This is a genomic window from Streptomyces sp. NPDC045956 (assembly GCF_056430705.1).
Map to the genome: position 1 here is coordinate 16,303 of NZ_JBWKKZ010000002.1, position 16,160 is coordinate 32,462.

The following is a 16,160-nucleotide window of genomic DNA, read 5'->3' on the forward strand; positions in this document are numbered from 1 at the left end:
TGCCGGGACCTCACCCGTCAGGAGCCGTAGCGTTGAAGGCGCTGGTCAAGGAGAAGGCGGAGCCCGGGCTGTGGCTCGCGGACGTCCCCGAGCCGGTCATCGGACCCGGTGACGTCCTCATCAAGGTGCTGCGCACCGGCATCTGCGGCACCGACCTGCACATCCGGGCGTGGGACGGCTGGGCGCGGCAGGCCATCCGCACCCCGCTCGTCGTCGGGCACGAGTTCGTCGGCGAGGTCGTCGACACCGGGCGGGACGTCACCGACATCAAGGCCGGCGACCGGGTCAGCGGCGAGGGCCACCTGGTCTGCGGCAAGTGCCGCAACTGCCTGGCCGGCCGGCGCCACCTGTGCCGCGCCACGGTCGGGCTCGGCGTCGGCCGCGACGGGGCGTTCGCCGAGTACGTCGCCCTGCCCGCCGGCAACGTCTGGGTGCACCGGGTGCCCGTCGACCTCGACGTCGCCGCGATCTTCGACCCCTTCGGCAACGCCGTGCACACCGCGCTGTCCTTCCCGCTGGTCGGCGAGGACGTCCTGATCACCGGCGCCGGACCGATCGGCCTGATGGCCGCCGCGGTGGCCCGGCACGCGGGCGCCCGCAACGTCGTGATCACCGACGTGAGCCAGGAACGCCTGGACCTGGCCCTCAAGGTCGGGGTCAGCCTCGCCCTCGACGTGTCGAAGGCGAGCATCGCCGACGGGCAGCGCGAACTCGGCCTGCGCGAGGGCTTCGACATCGGCCTGGAGATGTCCGGCCGCGCCGAGGCCATGCGCGACATGATCGCCAACATGACGCACGGCGGCCGGATCGCGATGCTGGGCCTGCCGTCCGAGGAGTTCCCCGTCGACTGGGCCCGGATCGTCACCTCGATGATCACCGTCAAGGGCATCTACGGCCGCGAGATGTTCGAGACCTGGTACGCCATGTCGGTGCTGCTCGAAGGCGGCCTCGACCTCGCCCCCGTCATCACCGGCCGCTACAGCCACCGCGACCACGAGGCCGCCTTCGCCGACGCGGCGAGCGGCCGGGGCGGCAAGGTCATCCTCGACTGGACCGCGTGAGTCACGCGCGAGCCATCAGCTTTCCTAGGAGCTTCTGAGATGTTCGACTCCGTGCGCGACGACCTGCGCGCCACCCTCGACGAGATCCGCGCCGCCGGCCTGCACAAGCCCGAGCGCGTGATCGGCACCCCGCAGTCCGCCACCGTCGCCGTCACGGCCGGCGGCCGCCCCGGCGAGGTCCTCAACTTCTGCGCCAACAACTACCTCGGCCTCGCCGACCACCCCGAGGTCGTCGCCGCCGCCCACCAGGCCCTGGACCGCTGGGGCTACGGCATGGCCTCCGTGCGCTTCATCTGCGGCACCCAGGAGGTGCACAAGGAGCTGGAGGCCCGCCTCTCCGCGTTCCTCGGGCAGGAGGACACGATCCTCTACTCCTCCTGCTTCGACGCCAACGGCGGCGTGTTCGAGACCCTCCTCGGCCCCGAGGACGCGGTGATCTCCGACGCGCTCAACCACGCCTCGATCATCGACGGCATCCGGCTCTCCAAGGCCCGCCGCCTCCGCTACGCCAACCGCGACCTCGCCGACCTGGAGCGGCAGCTCAAGGACGCCTCCGACGCCCGCCGCCGCCTGATCGTCACCGACGGCGTCTTCTCCATGGACGGCTACGTCGCCCCGCTGCGCGAGATCTGCGACCTGGCCGACCGCTACGACGCCATGGTCATGGTCGACGACTCGCACGCCGTCGGCTTCGTCGGCCCCGGCGGGCGCGGCACCCCCGAGCTGCACGGCGTCATGGACCGCGTCGACATCATCACCGGCACCCTGGGCAAGGCCCTCGGCGGCGCCTCCGGCGGCTACGTCGCCGCCCGCGCCGAGATCGTCGCCCTGCTGCGCCAGCGCTCCCGGCCGTACCTGTTCTCCAACACCCTCGCCCCGGTCATCGCCGCCGCGTCCCTCAAGGTGCTCGACCTGCTGGAGTCGGCCGACGACCTGCGGGTGCGGCTCGCCGAGAACACCGCCCTGTTCCGCCGCCGGATGGTGGAGGAGGGCTTCGACATCCTCCCCGGTGACCACGCCATCGCACCGGTGATGATCGGCGACGCCTCGCGGGCGGGCCGCATGGCGGAGCTGCTCCTGGAGCGCGGGGTGTACGTGATCGGCTTCTCCTACCCGGTCGTCCCGCAGGGGCAGGCGCGCATCCGCGTCCAGCTGTCCGCCGCCCACTCCACCGAGGACGTCGACCGCGCGGTGGACGCCTTCGTGGCGGCGCGCGCGGAGCTGGACGCGTGACACCCGCCCGGGTCGGGCCCGGCCCCGACCGCGTCGGGCCCACCCCCGCCTGACCTGAGAGAATCGATCCCGTGATCGAAGCGCGGCGGCTGCACATCCTCCGGGCGGTGGCGGACCACCGCACCGTGACGGCGGCTGCCGCCGCGCTGTACCTCACCCCGTCGGCGGTCTCCCAGCAGCTGGCCGCCCTGGAGCAGGAGACCGGCCACCGCCTGGTCGAGCGCGGCGCGCGGGGCGTCCGGCTGACCCCGGCCGGCGAGATCCTGCTCAGCCACACCAACGCCGTACTCGCCCAGCTGGAGCGGGCCGAGGCGGAACTCGCCGCGTACGGCTCGGGCGCCGCCGGGACGGTGACGGTGGCCTCCTTCGCGACCGGCATCGCCCTGGTCGTGGCGCCCGCGCTGGGCCGCCTCGCCGAGTCGGCGCCCGGCATCCGCATCCGCGTCCAGGACGCCGAGGGCGACGCCAGCCTGCCGATGGTCCTCGACCGGCGGGTCGACGTGGCCGTGGCCGTCGAGTACCGCGGGGCGCCCCCCGCCGACGACCCGCGCCTGACCCACGTACCCCTGTACGCCGAGCCCTTCGACGCGGTCGTCCCGGTCGCCCACCGTCTCGCGGACGCCGCCGAGGTGCCGCTCGCGGAGCTGGCCAAGGACCCGTGGATCGGCCCCTACCCGGGCAACCCCTGCCACGACGTGGTGGTCCTGGCCTGCGAGAGCGCCGGCTTCCAGCCGCGCATGGAGCACTCCTCGGACGACTTCCGCGCGGTGGTCTCCCTCGCCGCGGCCGACGTCGGCGTGGCACTCGTCCCGCGTTCGGCGCTGCACGGCACGGACCTCACGGGCGTGGTCGTCCGGCCGGTCGACGGCGTGGCGCCCACCCGCCGCGTCTTCGCCGCCGTACGCCGGGGGGCCGAGGAGCACCCCCTGATCCGTCCCGTCCTGGACGCACTCGACCGGGCCGCCCGGGCGTGAGCCTTCCGTAACAGCGGCGTCTCATATACGGGATAACGTGCCGCACATGAGAGACACGGACGATGCCCCCGACCCCGTGGACGCCCGGCTCGCCGCCCGGCTGGCCGAGCTGCGGGCCGAACGCGGATGGTCGCTGGGGGAGCTGGCGGAGCGCAGCGGGGTGAGCCGGTCCACCCTGTCGCGGGCCGAGCGAGCGGAGACCAGCCCGACCGCCTCCCTCCTCAACCGCCTGTGCGCGGTCTACGGGCGGACCATGTCCCGGCTGCTCAGCGAGGTCGAGGCGGAACCCGCCCTGCTGGTGCGCGCGGCCGAGCAGCCGCGGTGGGAGGACCGGTCCGCGGGGTTCGTCCGCCGCTCGGTCTCCCCGCCGCACCCCGGGCTGCGCGGCGAACTCGTCGAGGGCCGCCTCGCCGCCGGCGGCGACCTCGCCTACGACCGGCCCCCCGTGCCGGGCCTGGAGCAGCACGTCTGGGTGCTCGAAGGAGCCCTGGAGGTGACGGCCCAGGACGTCGAGCACCACCTCGGCACCGGGGACTGCCTGCGGATGCGGGTGTGGGGGCCGACGAGGTTCCGGTGCGCCGGACCCGAGGGGGCGCGCTACGCGCTGGCGGTGGTGCTGCCGTGACCGTGTCCCGCGTCGACGCCGACCGGCTGACGGCACTGCTCGCGCCCCTGGCCGGCCTGCTGGCCGACACCGTCGCGAGCGGCGCCTCCGTCGGCTTCCTCGCCCCGCTCGGCCGGGCGGAGGCCCTCGCCTGGTGGCGGGACCGGTCCGCCGCGGTGGCCGCCGGGCACCTCGCCGTCTGGGTGGCGCACGAGGGGGAGCGGGTGACCGGGACGGTGAGCCTCGCCCTGCCCGACAAGCCCAACAGCCGGCACCGTGCCGAGCTGGTCAAGCTCATGGTCGGCCGGGAGGCGCGCGGCCTGGGCCTCGGCCGCAGGCTCCTGACCACCGCCGAGGAGGCGGCCGCGGCCGCCGGCCTCACCCTGCTGCACCTCGACACCGAGACCGGCAGCCCCGCCGAACACCTCTACCGGTCCGCCGGATGGACCCGCGCCGGAACCATTCCCGACTACGCGGCCGACCCGCACGGGGAACTGCGCCCCACGACCGTCTACTTCAAGCGGATCGGCACGCCCGCGACCGCCGGGTGATTGTCAGTGGCGACGGCTACGGTGCCTGACATGCCGGACGCAGAAGACGTACGCCGTATCGCCCTGTCCCTGCCGGACACGTCGGAGAAGACCGCCTGGAACATGCCCACCTTCCGGGTGTCGGGGAAGATGTTCGCCACCCTGCCCGAGGACGAGACCTCCCTGGCGGTGCGGTGCCCCAAGGAGGAGCGCGACGAGCTGGTGCTGGCCGAGCCGGAGAAGTTCTGGATCGCCGGCCACGAGGCCCAGTTCGCCTGGGTACGGGCCCGGCTCGCCGTCCTGGAGGGCGAGGAGGAGCTGCGCGACATCCTCGCCGACTCCTGGCGCCAGGCGGCCCCGACGCGGCTGCTGGACGCGCATCCCCGGCTGGGACTGCCGAGCGGGGGCTGAGGCCCGCCGGAGAACCGCTCGAGACCGTCCGGCGGAGCCGAGGAGCCCGGAAAGCGATGCGCGACCACGGGCCCGAGTGCGGTATGGTTTTCCTGCGCGTTCGACCGGGGGAAACCCCAGGTCAGACGGGCAACGGGACGTGGCGCAGCTTGGTAGCGCACTTGACTGGGGGTCAAGGGGTCGCAGGTTCAAATCCTGTCGTCCCGACTGGAGACAGTCGCGGGTCGAGGGCGGTTCCGGAGAGATCCGGAACCGCCCTCGACCGTTTTCCGCCGCCGGTGCCTCTCCCGGGGCGCGGCAGCCGGTGAGCCGACCGTGCGGACAGGTGTCGTGCCGCCGCTGCGGCGTGCCTGGGCGCCCAACCGGAGTGCCCGATATATCACTGTCAGGTGTTCTGTCCCTGCTGTCGCCCCTGGCCTGATCCTTCACCCCGCGTGCCCCCGCCCTCGCACGGACCCGCATGACCGCGCTCGTCCTGTGCCACTTCGGGCTGGCCCTGTTCGCCGCGCCGCTGGTCAGGCGCTGGGGAACGCGGGCCTTCCTCGTACTGGCCCTGCCCCCCGCGGCGGCGGCGCTCTGGGCGGCCACCCGGTGGAGCACGACGGCCGCGGGCGGCGCCGACACCACCGACTGGGCCTGGCTGCCCGCCTACGGCGTGGACTGGGCGCTGCGACTGGACGCCCTCGCCGAACTCATGGTGCTGCTCGCCGCGGGAGTGGGCACGCTCGTCCTGCTCTACTGCGCCTCCTACTTCGACGAGCGGTCGCGGCACCTCGGCAGGTTCGCCGGGAACCTCCTCGCCTTCGCCGGGGCCATGCTCGGCCTGGTCCTCGCCGACGACCTCGTCCTGCTCTACATCTTCTGGGAACTGACGACCGTCTTCTCCTACCTGCTGATCGGCCAGAGCAGCGACCACAAACGCAACCGGCGCAGCGCCCTGCAAGCCCTGACGGTCACCACACTCGGCGGACTGACCATGCTCGTCGGGTTCCTGATCCTGGGTCACGAGGCGGGCACCTACCGGATCTCCGAGATCCTCGCCGACCCGCCCGCCGCGTCGGCCGCGCTGTCCACGGCGATCGTGCTGATCCTCGTCGGCGCCCTCTCCAAGTCCGCGATCTGGCCGTTCAGCCTCTGGCTGCCCAACGCCATGGCCGCCCCCACCCCGGTCAGCGCCTATCTGCACGCCGCCGCGATGGTGAAGGCCGGCGTGTACCTCATCGCCCGGCTCGCCCCCGCGTTCGCGGAGGTCACACCCTGGCGGCCGCTGCTGCTCGTCCTCGGCTCCGCGACGATGCTGCTGGGCGGCTGGCGGGCGCTGCGCCTCAACGACCTGAAGCTCGTCCTCGCCCACGGCACCGTCAGCCAGCTCGGCTTCCTCACCGTCCTCACCGGCGCGGGCCGCCACGACACCGGCCTGGCGGCCACCGCCATGATCCTCGGCCACGCCCTGTTCAAGGCCCCGCTGTTCCTGGTCACCGGGATCATCGACCACGCCACCGGCACCCGCGACCTGCGCAGGCTCTCCGGGCTCGGCCGCCGGCTGCCCGCCGTGTGCGCCGTGGCCGTGACCGCCGCACTGTCCATGGCCGCCGTTCCGCCGCTGCTCGGCTTCACCGCCAAGGAGGCCGCCTTCCAGTCCCTCCTGGACGGAGACACCGCCGACCGCTGGGCGCTCGCCGCGACCGTCGTCGGCTCCGCCCTGACCACCGCCTACACCCTGCGCTACCTCTGGGGCGCCTTCGCCCGCAAACCCGGCGTCCCGGACACGCAGGCGCACGCCGTCCCGGCGGCCTTCCTCGCGCCGCCCGCCGTCCTGGCCCTGGCCTGCCTCGTCCTCGGACCCGGCACCTCCTGGCTCCAGGGCCTCCTCGGCACCTACGCCGGGCAGTTCCCCGCGCCCGACCACCCCTACCACCTGGCGCTGTGGCACGGGCCGGGCCTCGCCCTCGGTCTGTCCTGCGCGGCCTGGGCCGGCGGTGTCCTGCTCTTCCTCGCCGCGCGCCCCGTCCTGCGGGCCGGACAGGTCCTCGCCTGGCGCTCCGCCGACCGGGTCTTCGGACGGTGCCTGCTGGCCCTGGAGCGCACCGCCCTTCAGTGCACCGGCTTCGTGCAGCGCGGCTCGCTGTCGGTGTACCTGGTGACGACCATGAGCGTGGTCCTCGCCGGTCAGCTCGCCGTGCTCCTCGCGGACGAGCCCTGGACCTCGGTGCCCACCCCGCGCGGGTGGGACCACCCGGCCCAGGCCGGCGTCGCGGTGCTGACCTGTGCGGCGGCCCTGCTGTGCCTGGGCGTACGGCGCCGGATGAAGGCCGTCGTGCTCGCCGGGCTCACCGGCTACGGCACCGCGCTGCTCTTCGTCCTGCAGGGCGCCCCCGACCTCGCGCTGACCCAGTTCTGCGTGGAGACCGTCTCGATGATCGTCTTCGTGCTGGTGCTGCGCCGCATGCCGGTGCTCTTCGAGGAGAGCTACAGCCGGTCGCGGCGCCTGCTGCGGATGCCGGTGGCGCTCGCGGGCGGCGCCTGCGTCGCCGTCGTCGTCTGGATCATGGCGGGGCACCGCCGGGCCGACAGCGCCGGGGCGGCGATGGTCGAGGAGACCGCCCACCACGGTCTGAAGGACGTCGTCGCCACGATCCTCGTCGACCTGCGGGCCTGGGACACGATGGGGGAGTCCGCGGTGCTCGCCGCCGCCGCGATCGGCGTCACCAGCCTCATCTACCTGCACCGCCGCACCGAGGGCGCCGAGCAGCCCGTGCTGCCCCTGCCCGGGGACCACCCGCACGCCGGCCTGCGCACCGCATGGCGGGCGACCCCGTACGAATCGGCGGGCCTGCCCAGCGGTGACGAGGGCGGGCCGGAGCGGACCTGGCTCGCGGCCAGTGCCACGCTGGCCCCCGAGCGCCGCTCCCTCGTCCTGGAGGTGGTCGCGCGGCTGATCTTCCACCCCATCCTGGTCCTCTCCGTCTACCTGCTGATGTGCGCGGAGAACCTGCCGGGCGGCGGCTTCGTCGCGGGCCTGACCGCGGGCGTCGCCTTCATCACCCGCTACCTCGCGGGCGGCCGGCACGAACTCGCCGACGCCGTGCCCTTCAAACCGGGCCTGTTCACCGGGCTCGGCCTGTTCGTCTCGACCGGCGTCGCGTTGGGCGGCCTCGCCGAGGGCACGGTGCTGCACGGCTGGACCTGGAAGGGCCACCTGCCCGTGTGGGGCGACGCCCACCTGTCCACCGCCGTCCTCTTCGACTGCGGCGTCTACCTCCTCGTCCTCGGCGTGGTCCTGGACATCGTCCGGGCCCTCGGCGGACGCATCGACCGGCACATCGAACGGGCCGCCGCGCGCAGCGCCCCGCACGGAGAGGCGGGCCCCGCATGACCGTCAGCCTCGCCCTGCTGGTGACCGCCGCCGTCCTCGCCGCCGTCGGCGCCACCCTGCTGCTGACCCGGTCCCTGACCCGGATCCTGCTCGGCGCGGTCGTCCTCGGCAACGGCGTCAACCTGCTGGTGCTCGCCTCCACCGGCAGCGCGGGCGAGGCGCCGCTGCTCTACCCGAACGTCATCCGCAACCGGGTCACCGACCCGCTGCCCCAGGCCATCGCCCTGACCGCGATCGTCATCACCCTCGCCACCACGGCGTTTCTGCTCGCCATGGCCTACCGCAGCCACCAGGTCACCGGTTCCGACGAGATCAGCGACGACACCGAGGACCGGCTGGTCGCCCTGCGCGCCGAGTTCCTCGACCGGCGCAGCGAACTGCGCGACCGCTACCGCGAGGCCCGCGCCGAGCCCGGCACCGACCCCGAGCTGGACGCCCGCTACCGCGCCGCCCGCAAACGGCTGCGCAGGCGGGTCCGGGAGGAACGCGCCTACCAGGCCCGCGCCAACGACGTCTCCGGAAACCTGTGGAACGACATCCTCGGCGCCGACCCGGAGGACTACCGCGAGGGCCGGGAGCTGGGCTCCACCGACGCGGCGGGCAGGCCGGGGCCGGCTCCGGCCCGCGACGCGGGGCCCTCCAACGACCCCGAGGAGACCGGCCGCGAACCCGACTCGCACCCCGGCGAGGACTCCTGCCACCCGGTGCCCGACCAGCCCGACGACCCCGAGGGCGCGGGCACGGAGGGCACCGAGGGCACGGAAGGCACCGGCGGCACGGAAGGCACGGAGGACCCCAGGTGAACGCGCTCGTCCCGCTCCCCGTCCTGCTGCCGCTGTTCGTCACGGGCCTGAAGCTGGCCATCGGCCCCCGGCTCCAGCGGTTCCAGCGCTTCATCACCCTCGCCGTGCTGGGTGCGGTCCTCGTGCTCTCCGTACTCCTCATGGTGGCCGCCGACCGCCACGGCCCGCTCACCGTGCACCTCGGGGACTTCGCACCGCCGGTCGGCATCACCCTGGTCGCCGACCGGCTCGCGGGGCTGATGCTGACCGTGTCCAGCGCCGTCACCCTGCTCGTCAACCTGTACTCGCTGGGCCAGGGCATGGCCGACCGGGACGACCGGACGCCGGTGGGCGTCTTCCACCCCGCCTACCTGATCCTCGTGGCGGGCGTCTCCTGCACCTTCCTGGCCGGAGACCTCGTCAACCTCTACGTCGGCTTCGAGATCATGCTCGTGGCGAGCTTCGTCCTGCTCACCATCGGCGGAACCGCGACCCGCATCCGGGCCGGATCGACGTACGTGATCATCTCGCTGTTCTCCTCGGTGCTCTTCCTCGTCGCCATCGCCATGACCTACGCGGTGGCGGGGACGGTGAACTTCGCCCAGCTCGCGGTGCGGCTCCAGGAAGTACCGGTCGGGGTGCGCACCCTGCTGGAGGCGATGCTGCTGACGGTCTTCGCGATCAAGGCGGCGGTGTTCCCGCTCGCGGCCTGGCTGCCCGACTCCTACCCGACCGCGCCCGCGCCGGTCACCGCCGTCTTCGCGGGCCTCCTCACCAAGGTCGGCGTGTACTCGATGCTGCGCACCCAGACCCTGCTCTTCCCCGGCCACCGCCTCGGCGACCTGCTGATGCTCGCCGCGCTCGCCTCCATGGTGATCGGCATCCTGGGGGCGGTGGCCCAGACCGACCTCAAGCGTGTGCTCTCCTTCACCCTCATCAGCCACATCGGCTACATGGTCTTCGGGATCGCGCTCGCGGGGCGCGGAGCGATCAGCGGGGCGATCGTGTACGTGGCCCACCACATCACCGTGCAGACCACCCTCTTCCTCGTCGCCGGGCTCATCGAGCGGCGCGACGGCACCACGGAACTCACCCGCCTCGGCGGTCTGGCGAGGACGGCGCCGCTGCTCGCCGTGCTGTTCTTCGTGCCCGCCATGAACCTCGCGGGCATCCCGCCGCTCTCCGGTTTCATCGGCAAGCTCGGCCTGATGCGGGCGGGCGTCGACAACGGCGGCGGCTGGGCCTGGGCGCTGGTCGCCGGGTCGGCCGCCACCAGCCTGCTCACCCTCTACGTCATGGCGAAGGTCTGGAACCTCGCGTTCTGGCGCGACGCGCCGCCCGGCGCCGAGCACGAGGGCGTGGTGCTGGAGTCCGCGGAGGACGAGCCGGACGACGACGGTGACGACGGCAGCGACGACAGCAAGGGCGGCCATGGCGGCGAGGCCGGGGCGGCCGGGAAGGCGACGGGCGGGCACGGCGCGGCGGCCGGCTCCGGACTGCCGGTGCCCGCGGGCGCGGTGGTCCCCGCCGGTTTCCTCGGGCAGTCCATCACCACCACCAAGCGACTGCCCTGGCCGATGCTGGTGGCGACCGGTGCCGCCGTCTCCCTCGGCCTGCTCTACACCGTGCTCGGCGGCCCCCTCACCACGTTCACCGAGGCCGCCGCCGCCGAACTCCTCGCCCGCACCCCCTACATCGAGGCGGTGCTCGGCCGGTGAGCAACCTCTTCCGCGACCGCTCCCCGTACAGCTGGTCCTTCCGCCTGGGCCGCGGTCGGCGCATCCTCGACCTGCCCCTGGTCGCCTGGCTCGCCGTCGTCTGGGCCCTGCTGTGGGGCACCCCGTCCTGGGCCAACCTCGTCAACGGCGTCCTCGTCGCGGTGTGCCTGTGCCTCGCCTTCCCGCTGCCCGCCGTGGACATCGGCCTGCGGCTGCGCCCGCTGGGCATCCTGCGGCTGGTGGCCTACCTGCTGTACGACATGTTCTCCTCCAGCGTCGAGGTCACCCGGCAGATCTTCGCCAAGGGCCCGTACCACGCCGCCGTCGTCGCCGTCCCGCTGCGGGTGCGCAGCGACCTCATGCTCACCGCCACCGCCGTCGCCGTATCCAACGTCCCCGGCGGCTCCGTGATCGAGGTGCGCCGGTCGACGGCCACCCTGTTCCTGCACGTCCTCGACGCCGACGACCCCGGCGAGATCGAGAGCGCCCGGCGGTCGGTGTGGCGCATGGAGGAGCTGGTCGCCCGCGCCTTCGGCACCGCCGAGGACATCGCCCACGCCGCCCGGCCCGTACCGGAAGGGGACGCCTCACCGTGACCACCCTGAACGCCGTGGAGGACGCCATGCTGGCCGCCTCCGTGGTGATGATCCTCGTCGCCGGGGCCCTGCTGCTGTACCGCATCTGGTACGGGCCGTCGATGCTGGACCGCGCCGTCGCCCTCGACGTGGCGGCGGCCCTCATCATCGCCGGCATCGGCGTCAAGGCCGCCCAGGACGGTGACTCCTTCTACTTCCCGGTGATGCTGGTGCTCGCCTTCCTGGGCTTCACCGGTTCCGTGGGCATCGCCCGTTTCATCGCCGTACGCGACCGGCCCTCGGTGCGGGCGGACGGCACGGAGGACCACCGGTGAGCGCCTGGGCCGAGGCCGCCGACCTGGTCGGGGCGGCGCTGCTGCTGCTCGGCTGCCTCCAGTGCCTGGTCGGCGTGATCGGGATGCTGCGCTTCCCCGACGTGCTCTCCCGCAGCCACGCCGCCACCAAACCGCAGACCCTGGGCATCCTCCTGGTGCTGACCGGCGTGGCGCTGCGGCTGCGGCACGGCATCGACCTGGGCACCCTCGCCCTCATCGTGTTCTTCCAGTTCCTGACCAGCCCGGTCGCCTCGCACCTGGTGGCACGCTCCGCCTACCGCACGGGGCAGACCGGGTCCCGGGGCCTGCTGCGGGACGACCTCGACCCCCAGCTGAGCCCCGGGGAGCGGCCCGAGGAGTAGCTCAGAGCACGCAGCCCACGTGCGCCAGCGCCTGCTTGAGCAGCACCCCGTGCCCGCCGGGCATCTCGCTCTGCACCGCCGGGGACAGCGCCTCCTGGGGGCTGAACCACACCAGGTCCAGCGCGTCCTGGCGGGGACGGCAGTCACCGGTCACCGGCACGACGTAGGCGAGCGAGACCGCGTGCTGGCGGGGGTCGTGGTACGGCGTGACACCGTGCGTGGGGAAGTACTCGGCCACCGTGAAGGGCTGGAGCGAGGACGGCACCCGGGGCAGCGCCACCGGGCCGAGGTCCTTCTCCAGGTGGCGCAGCAGGGCGTCCCGGACCCGCTCGTGGTGCAGCACCCGGCCGGAGACCAGCGTCCGGCTGACCGTCCCGTCCGGCCCGATGCGCAGGAGCAGGCCGACGCTCGTGACTTCTCCGCTGTCGTCGACGCGCACGGGCACGGCCTCGACGTACAGGATCGGCATGCGTGCGCGGGCCATCTCGAGCTCGTCGGTCGTCAGCCAGCCCGGCGTGGTTTCGGTCATGTCAGACATCGCTTGATCATACTTTCAGCCGTTCCTGCTTCCCGGGCGGCGCTCCGGGACTGTGACGGGTCCCACGCCGCTCAGCCGTCGTCGGCCGGGCCGCCGGGCAGCCGGTAGACCCGGCGGGCGTTGTCGCGCCCCGCCCAGCGGGCCAGGCGCAGCGCGTCCGGCAGGGACATCTCGTCGGCGTCCAGCCGCTCCTGGAGCAGTCCGGACAGGCCCCGGCGGAAGGCCAGCGCTCCCAGGTGGTGGAACTCGGCCAGGCCGTAGGCGTCGGAGCTGTACAGGAGCTTGCGGAAGGGCGTGATCTCCAGGGCCTCCGCCAGGACCGCGCCCGCTCGGGCGGGGCCGACGTGGTGGAGGGTGAGCCCCACGTCGAGGTAGACCCCCTCGAAGACCGCCGACAGATAGGCCGCCTGGCGCTGGTAGGGCCAGCAGTGCAGCAGCAGGACCGGGATCGTGCCGGCGGTCAGCCGGAGCCAGTCGGTGAGGCGGGCGGGGTCCGCGCGGTGCAGGCGCGGGTCGCGGTCGCCGAAGCCGGTGTGCAGTTGCAGCGGCCGCCCCAGGTCCACCGCGGTCCACAGCAGATGCCGCACGAGCACCGGGTCGTCGAGCCGGCCGCCGCGGGCGAACCACCGCCGGGCGGCCTCGGTGACCCGGTCGGGCGAGGGGCGGGCCGGGTCCAGGTCGAAACCGGTGCGGTAGGCCGCCACCGACTTCACGCCCACGACGCCCGGTCGTGCCACCGCCTCCGCGGCGGCCGTGCGGAACGCCTCGGCGTACGCGTCCGGTTCGACGCCCCCGGCCGCCACCGCCTCCGCGACGGTCTCCAGCCGGACCACCTCGCAGGCCACCGCGTCCGCCGCCCGGGCCAGCTCCCCGGGCGCGGTCACCCGGTGCGGCGCGTATCCGGTGTCCACGCAGAACACGCCGGTGCCCGCCGCGCGCAGGAAGCGCCGGTTCACCTCGGCGGCGCCCAGCTCCGCCCGGCGGGCCAGGTACGCGTCGACGGGAGCGTGCCGCGGCAGGCCGAGCAGGGGAGCGCAGTGGCGGCGGACGGCGAGGCCGACGGGCGTGTCGAACGGGGAGACGCCGGGCCACGCCTCGCCCTCGGTGAGGAGGGACTCGAAGCCCGCCCGGTCCAGGTCGCCGGTGACGGCGCCGTGGCAGTGGTGGTCCACCAGGTCCAGTGCGGCGAGCGGTTCCCCGACGGCTCCGGCGGCCATGTCAGTACGTCCAGCGGTAGGCCGCCGCCACCCGGTCGTCGTCCAGCCCGTCGACGGCGTCGATCTCACCGCGCCGCACGGCGGTCACGGCGTCGGCGAGGACCGGGCCCAGCGCGGCCCGCAGCACCTCGTCGGCGCCGAACGCCTCGACCGACTCCGCCAGCGACACCGGCAGTCGGCGCACCCCCCGGGCCGCGGCCTCGGCCGCGTCGTACCGGGCCGGGTCGCCGGTGATCTCCTCGGGCAGCGACGCCGACGAGGCCAGCCCGTCCAGTCCGGCGGCGATCACCGCGGCGAGCGCGAGATAGGGGTTGGCGGCGAGGTCGACCGGCTTCACCTCCAGGTTCGACGTCCGCTCGCGCACCCCGGCGGTGCCGGTGACGACGCGCAGGGCGGCCTCGCGCGTCTCCCGGCCCCAGGCGGTGAAGACCCCCGCCCACTGCGAGGGGCGCAGCCGCAGACGGCTGGCCGGGCTTGGCGCGGTCAACGCCGTGAGCGCCGGCAGGTGGTTCAGCACGCCGGCCACGAAGGACTCGGCGTCGGCCGTCATGCCGTACCGGCCTGGGCCGCCGGCGTGCAGGTTCCGTCCGTCGCGCCAGGCGGAGAGGTGGAGGTGCCCGCCGTTGCCGACGCCCCGCCCGAGGACCGCCGGGGCGAAGGAGACCCGCAGTCCGTGCCGCCGGGCGACCGCCCGGATCGTCTGCCGCACCAGCACGCTGCGGTCGGCCGCCGCCACCGGGTCGAGCGCGCCCACCGAGATCTCGAACTGCCCCGCCGCGTACTCGGGGTGCAGCTGCTCCACCTCCACGCCCTGCGCCGCGAGCGCCGCCAGCAGGTCGGCGGCGCAGTCGCTCAGCTCGATCTGCCGGGTGGCACCGTACGCGGGCCCCGACACCGCCGGGACGAAGGCGTCGCCGTCCGTGTCCCCCCGGCCCACGGCCCACTCGATCTCGACGGCCGCCTTGAAGGCGACCCCGTGCCGTTCGGCGGCCCGCGCCACCGTCCGGCGCAGCAGGGTGCGGCCGCACGCCGGGTGCGGTTCGCCCTCCTGGGTGATCCGGTCGACGGGCGCCCACGCCCAGCCGGGCTGCGCCGCCAGGACGGTCAGCCGGTCGAGGTCGGGATAGAGGCGCAGATCGCCGTCGGGGGAGCCGAGGACGTCCGTGGCGACGATCGCGTCGTGCGCCAGGAACGTGTCGAACACCGGTGACATGCCGACGCCCCAGGCCGCGGTCGAGGCGAGCTTCGCGGTGGGCACGGTCTTCACCCGGGCGATCCCGGCCGTGTCCACGTAGGCCAGCACGACACCGTGCACGCCCTGCCCGGACAGCTCCCCGCCGAGTGCGGTGGCCCGCTCGACCTCACCCGGGCGTCCGCCGGGGACGGGGTCGCTCTCGCTCACGTCTCGGCTCCTTCGCGCGTGCGCCGTCCGACGCGCTCCATTGTGCCGTTCGGTGATCGTCCTGTCCGGGTTTCGGCCGAGAAGCGCACATCGCGGGGGATCGGGCGGTGTGCCGCGGAGCCCGGTGGCGGGGCCGGCTGCGCGGGCGGTCAGTCCATGGGGGTGGGCTGCGGCGACGGGGTCCCGCCGTCCAGGACGGTCTTCAGCCGCTCGGTGCCCTGGCGCACCGCCTGCTCCACGGAGGACTCCTGGCCGCCGTCCAGGCCGCCGCCGGTGACGGTCAGGGCCGAGGTGCCGACGCGCACGGCGGCGATGTCCAGGGTGAGCGTGGCCGGGTCGTCGGCGGCGTCCCCCCGCACCGTCACGCGCAGGCCCTGCCGGGCGTCGCCGGTCCCGGGCACCGACGCCTCGGTCACCTGGACCGTGCGCGTCCCGCCCGCCGAGCCGGTCGCGGTGAACCGGTCGCACGTGTCGGGCAGGGCGCCCATCCACTTCAGACGGGCGTCCAGTCCGGCGCGGTCGTAGCCGGCGACCTGCTCCAGCAGGCGGGAGGCGCCCTGCTCGAAGCCGGTGAGCGCCGACGGTCCGGACGGCTCGCCCAGCAGGCTGTCGCGGTAGAGCCCGTCGAGCAGTTCCTGGCAGTCCGTGGCGTCGGTCTTCGTGGTGAGGAAATCGGACACGTCGACCTCTCCGACGAGCAGCCGGTCGCGCCACCTGTCCGCGTCCTGCACCTGGTTCCAGCCGCCCTCCAGGTCGGCCTCGGTGAGCAGGGCGGCCTTGGCGCCGGACTCGGTGAGGGCGGCGGGCGAGGCACTGGCCGAGCCGGTGGGAGAGCCGGTGGGAGAGCCGGTGGGGGCCTGCTCCGCCGCGTCCCGCTCGGCGGCCCGGGCGGCGGCGGTGTCCGGGGCGGCTTCCGAGTCGCCTCCCCCGTCCGAGCACGCCGCTGTGGTCAGCAGCGCGCCCGCCGCCAGGGCGGAGGCCAGGAGACGGACGGGGCGGGGCGGACGACGGCTCATCGCGGGAATGCCTCCTGGACGGGAAA

Annotated in this window: 16 protein-coding genes and 1 tRNA gene; 13 read left to right on the plus strand and 4 right to left on the minus strand. The window is 74.2% G+C overall.

Features of this window, described 5'->3' with window-relative positions; translation table 11 throughout:
• Positions 1 to 32 precede the first annotated feature (32 nt).
• From tdh to mnhG, 13 genes are all read left to right on the plus strand, one after another.
• Entirely contained in the window at positions 33 to 1,061 is a 1,029-nt protein-coding gene (gene tdh / locus AC07FV_RS05830; protein WP_383637535.1) for an L-threonine 3-dehydrogenase, read from the plus strand.
• Between the two features lie 39 nt (positions 1,062 to 1,100).
• Positions 1,101 to 2,294 carry a glycine C-acetyltransferase gene (locus AC07FV_RS05835; RefSeq protein WP_356611912.1) on the plus strand — a complete coding sequence of 398 codons (1,194 nt, stop codon included), beginning with the start codon at positions 1,101 to 1,103 and terminating at the stop codon, positions 2,292 to 2,294.
• A gap of 71 nt (positions 2,295 to 2,365) precedes the next feature.
• The gene (locus AC07FV_RS05840) at positions 2,366 to 3,268 is read left to right on the plus strand and encodes a LysR family transcriptional regulator (RefSeq protein WP_384699855.1); all 903 of its coding nucleotides are present in this window, start codon (positions 2,366 to 2,368) and stop codon (positions 3,266 to 3,268) included.
• Positions 3,269 to 3,314: 46 nt separating this feature from the next.
• Positions 3,315 to 3,893 carry a helix-turn-helix domain-containing protein gene (locus tag AC07FV_RS05845; protein WP_479084923.1) on the plus strand — a complete coding sequence of 193 codons (579 nt, stop codon included), beginning with the start codon at positions 3,315 to 3,317 and terminating at the stop codon, positions 3,891 to 3,893.
• Entirely contained in the window at positions 3,890 to 4,423 is a 534-nt protein-coding gene (locus AC07FV_RS05850) for a GNAT family N-acetyltransferase (protein ID WP_479084925.1), read from the plus strand. Before AC07FV_RS05845 ends, AC07FV_RS05850 begins: the two co-directional genes overlap by 4 nt.
• A gap of 30 nt (positions 4,424 to 4,453) precedes the next feature.
• Positions 4,454 to 4,813 (plus strand): MmcQ/YjbR family DNA-binding protein, encoded by a 360-nt coding sequence (locus tag AC07FV_RS05855; protein WP_479084927.1) that lies wholly within the window; start codon positions 4,454 to 4,456, stop codon positions 4,811 to 4,813.
• A 133-nt stretch (positions 4,814 to 4,946) separates the two neighbouring features.
• Positions 4,947 to 5,020, plus strand: a tRNA-Pro gene (locus tag AC07FV_RS05860).
• 253 nt (positions 5,021 to 5,273) lie between these two features.
• Complete coding sequence (locus tag AC07FV_RS05865) at positions 5,274 to 8,189, plus strand: Na+/H+ antiporter subunit A (protein WP_479084929.1); 2,916 nt, start codon at positions 5,274 to 5,276, stop codon at positions 8,187 to 8,189.
• Positions 8,186 to 8,992, plus strand: coding sequence for a Na(+)/H(+) antiporter subunit C (locus AC07FV_RS05870; RefSeq protein WP_479084931.1), 807 nt, complete (start codon positions 8,186 to 8,188; stop codon positions 8,990 to 8,992). The genes AC07FV_RS05865 and AC07FV_RS05870 overlap by 4 nt, the downstream gene beginning before the upstream one ends.
• Positions 8,989 to 10,689: a Na+/H+ antiporter subunit D gene (locus AC07FV_RS05875; protein ID WP_479084933.1), complete on the plus strand. Its 1,701-nt coding sequence runs from the start codon at positions 8,989 to 8,991 to the stop codon at positions 10,687 to 10,689. The genes AC07FV_RS05870 and AC07FV_RS05875 overlap by 4 nt, the downstream gene beginning before the upstream one ends.
• On the plus strand, positions 10,686 to 11,285 hold the full coding sequence (locus tag AC07FV_RS05880; protein WP_479084934.1) for a Na+/H+ antiporter subunit E: 600 nt from the start codon (positions 10,686 to 10,688) through the stop codon (positions 11,283 to 11,285). The genes AC07FV_RS05875 and AC07FV_RS05880 overlap by 4 nt, the downstream gene beginning before the upstream one ends.
• The gene (locus tag AC07FV_RS05885) at positions 11,282 to 11,599 is read left to right on the plus strand and encodes an MrpF/PhaF family protein (RefSeq protein WP_479084936.1); all 318 of its coding nucleotides are present in this window, start codon (positions 11,282 to 11,284) and stop codon (positions 11,597 to 11,599) included. The genes AC07FV_RS05880 and AC07FV_RS05885 overlap by 4 nt, the downstream gene beginning before the upstream one ends.
• The gene (gene mnhG, locus AC07FV_RS05890; RefSeq protein ID WP_479084938.1) at positions 11,596 to 11,961 is read left to right on the plus strand and encodes a monovalent cation/H(+) antiporter subunit G; all 366 of its coding nucleotides are present in this window, start codon (positions 11,596 to 11,598) and stop codon (positions 11,959 to 11,961) included. Before AC07FV_RS05885 ends, mnhG begins: the two co-directional genes overlap by 4 nt.
• A 1-nt stretch (position 11,962) precedes the next feature.
• Here the strand turns inward: mnhG and AC07FV_RS05895 are convergent, their stop codons facing one another.
• The 4 genes from AC07FV_RS05895 to AC07FV_RS05910 all read right to left on the minus strand — a co-directional run bounded on the left by AC07FV_RS05895 (position 11,963) and on the right by AC07FV_RS05910 (position 16,134).
• Positions 11,963 to 12,490, minus strand: coding sequence for an NUDIX hydrolase family protein (locus AC07FV_RS05895; protein WP_053140042.1), 528 nt, complete (start codon positions 12,488 to 12,490; stop codon positions 11,963 to 11,965).
• A gap of 80 nt (positions 12,491 to 12,570) precedes the next feature.
• Positions 12,571 to 13,716, minus strand: a complete 1,146-nt coding sequence (locus AC07FV_RS05900; protein ID WP_479084940.1) for an amidohydrolase family protein — start codon at positions 13,714 to 13,716, stop codon at positions 12,571 to 12,573.
• A gap of 1 nt (position 13,717) precedes the next feature.
• Positions 13,718 to 15,118 (minus strand): type I glutamate--ammonia ligase, encoded by a 1,401-nt coding sequence (locus AC07FV_RS05905; RefSeq protein WP_479084942.1) that lies wholly within the window; start codon positions 15,116 to 15,118, stop codon positions 13,718 to 13,720.
• A gap of 149 nt (positions 15,119 to 15,267) precedes the next feature.
• The gene (locus AC07FV_RS05910) at positions 15,268 to 16,134 is read right to left on the minus strand and encodes a hypothetical protein (protein ID WP_479084944.1); all 867 of its coding nucleotides are present in this window, start codon (positions 16,132 to 16,134) and stop codon (positions 15,268 to 15,270) included.
• Between the last annotated feature and the right edge of the window lie 26 nt (positions 16,135 to 16,160).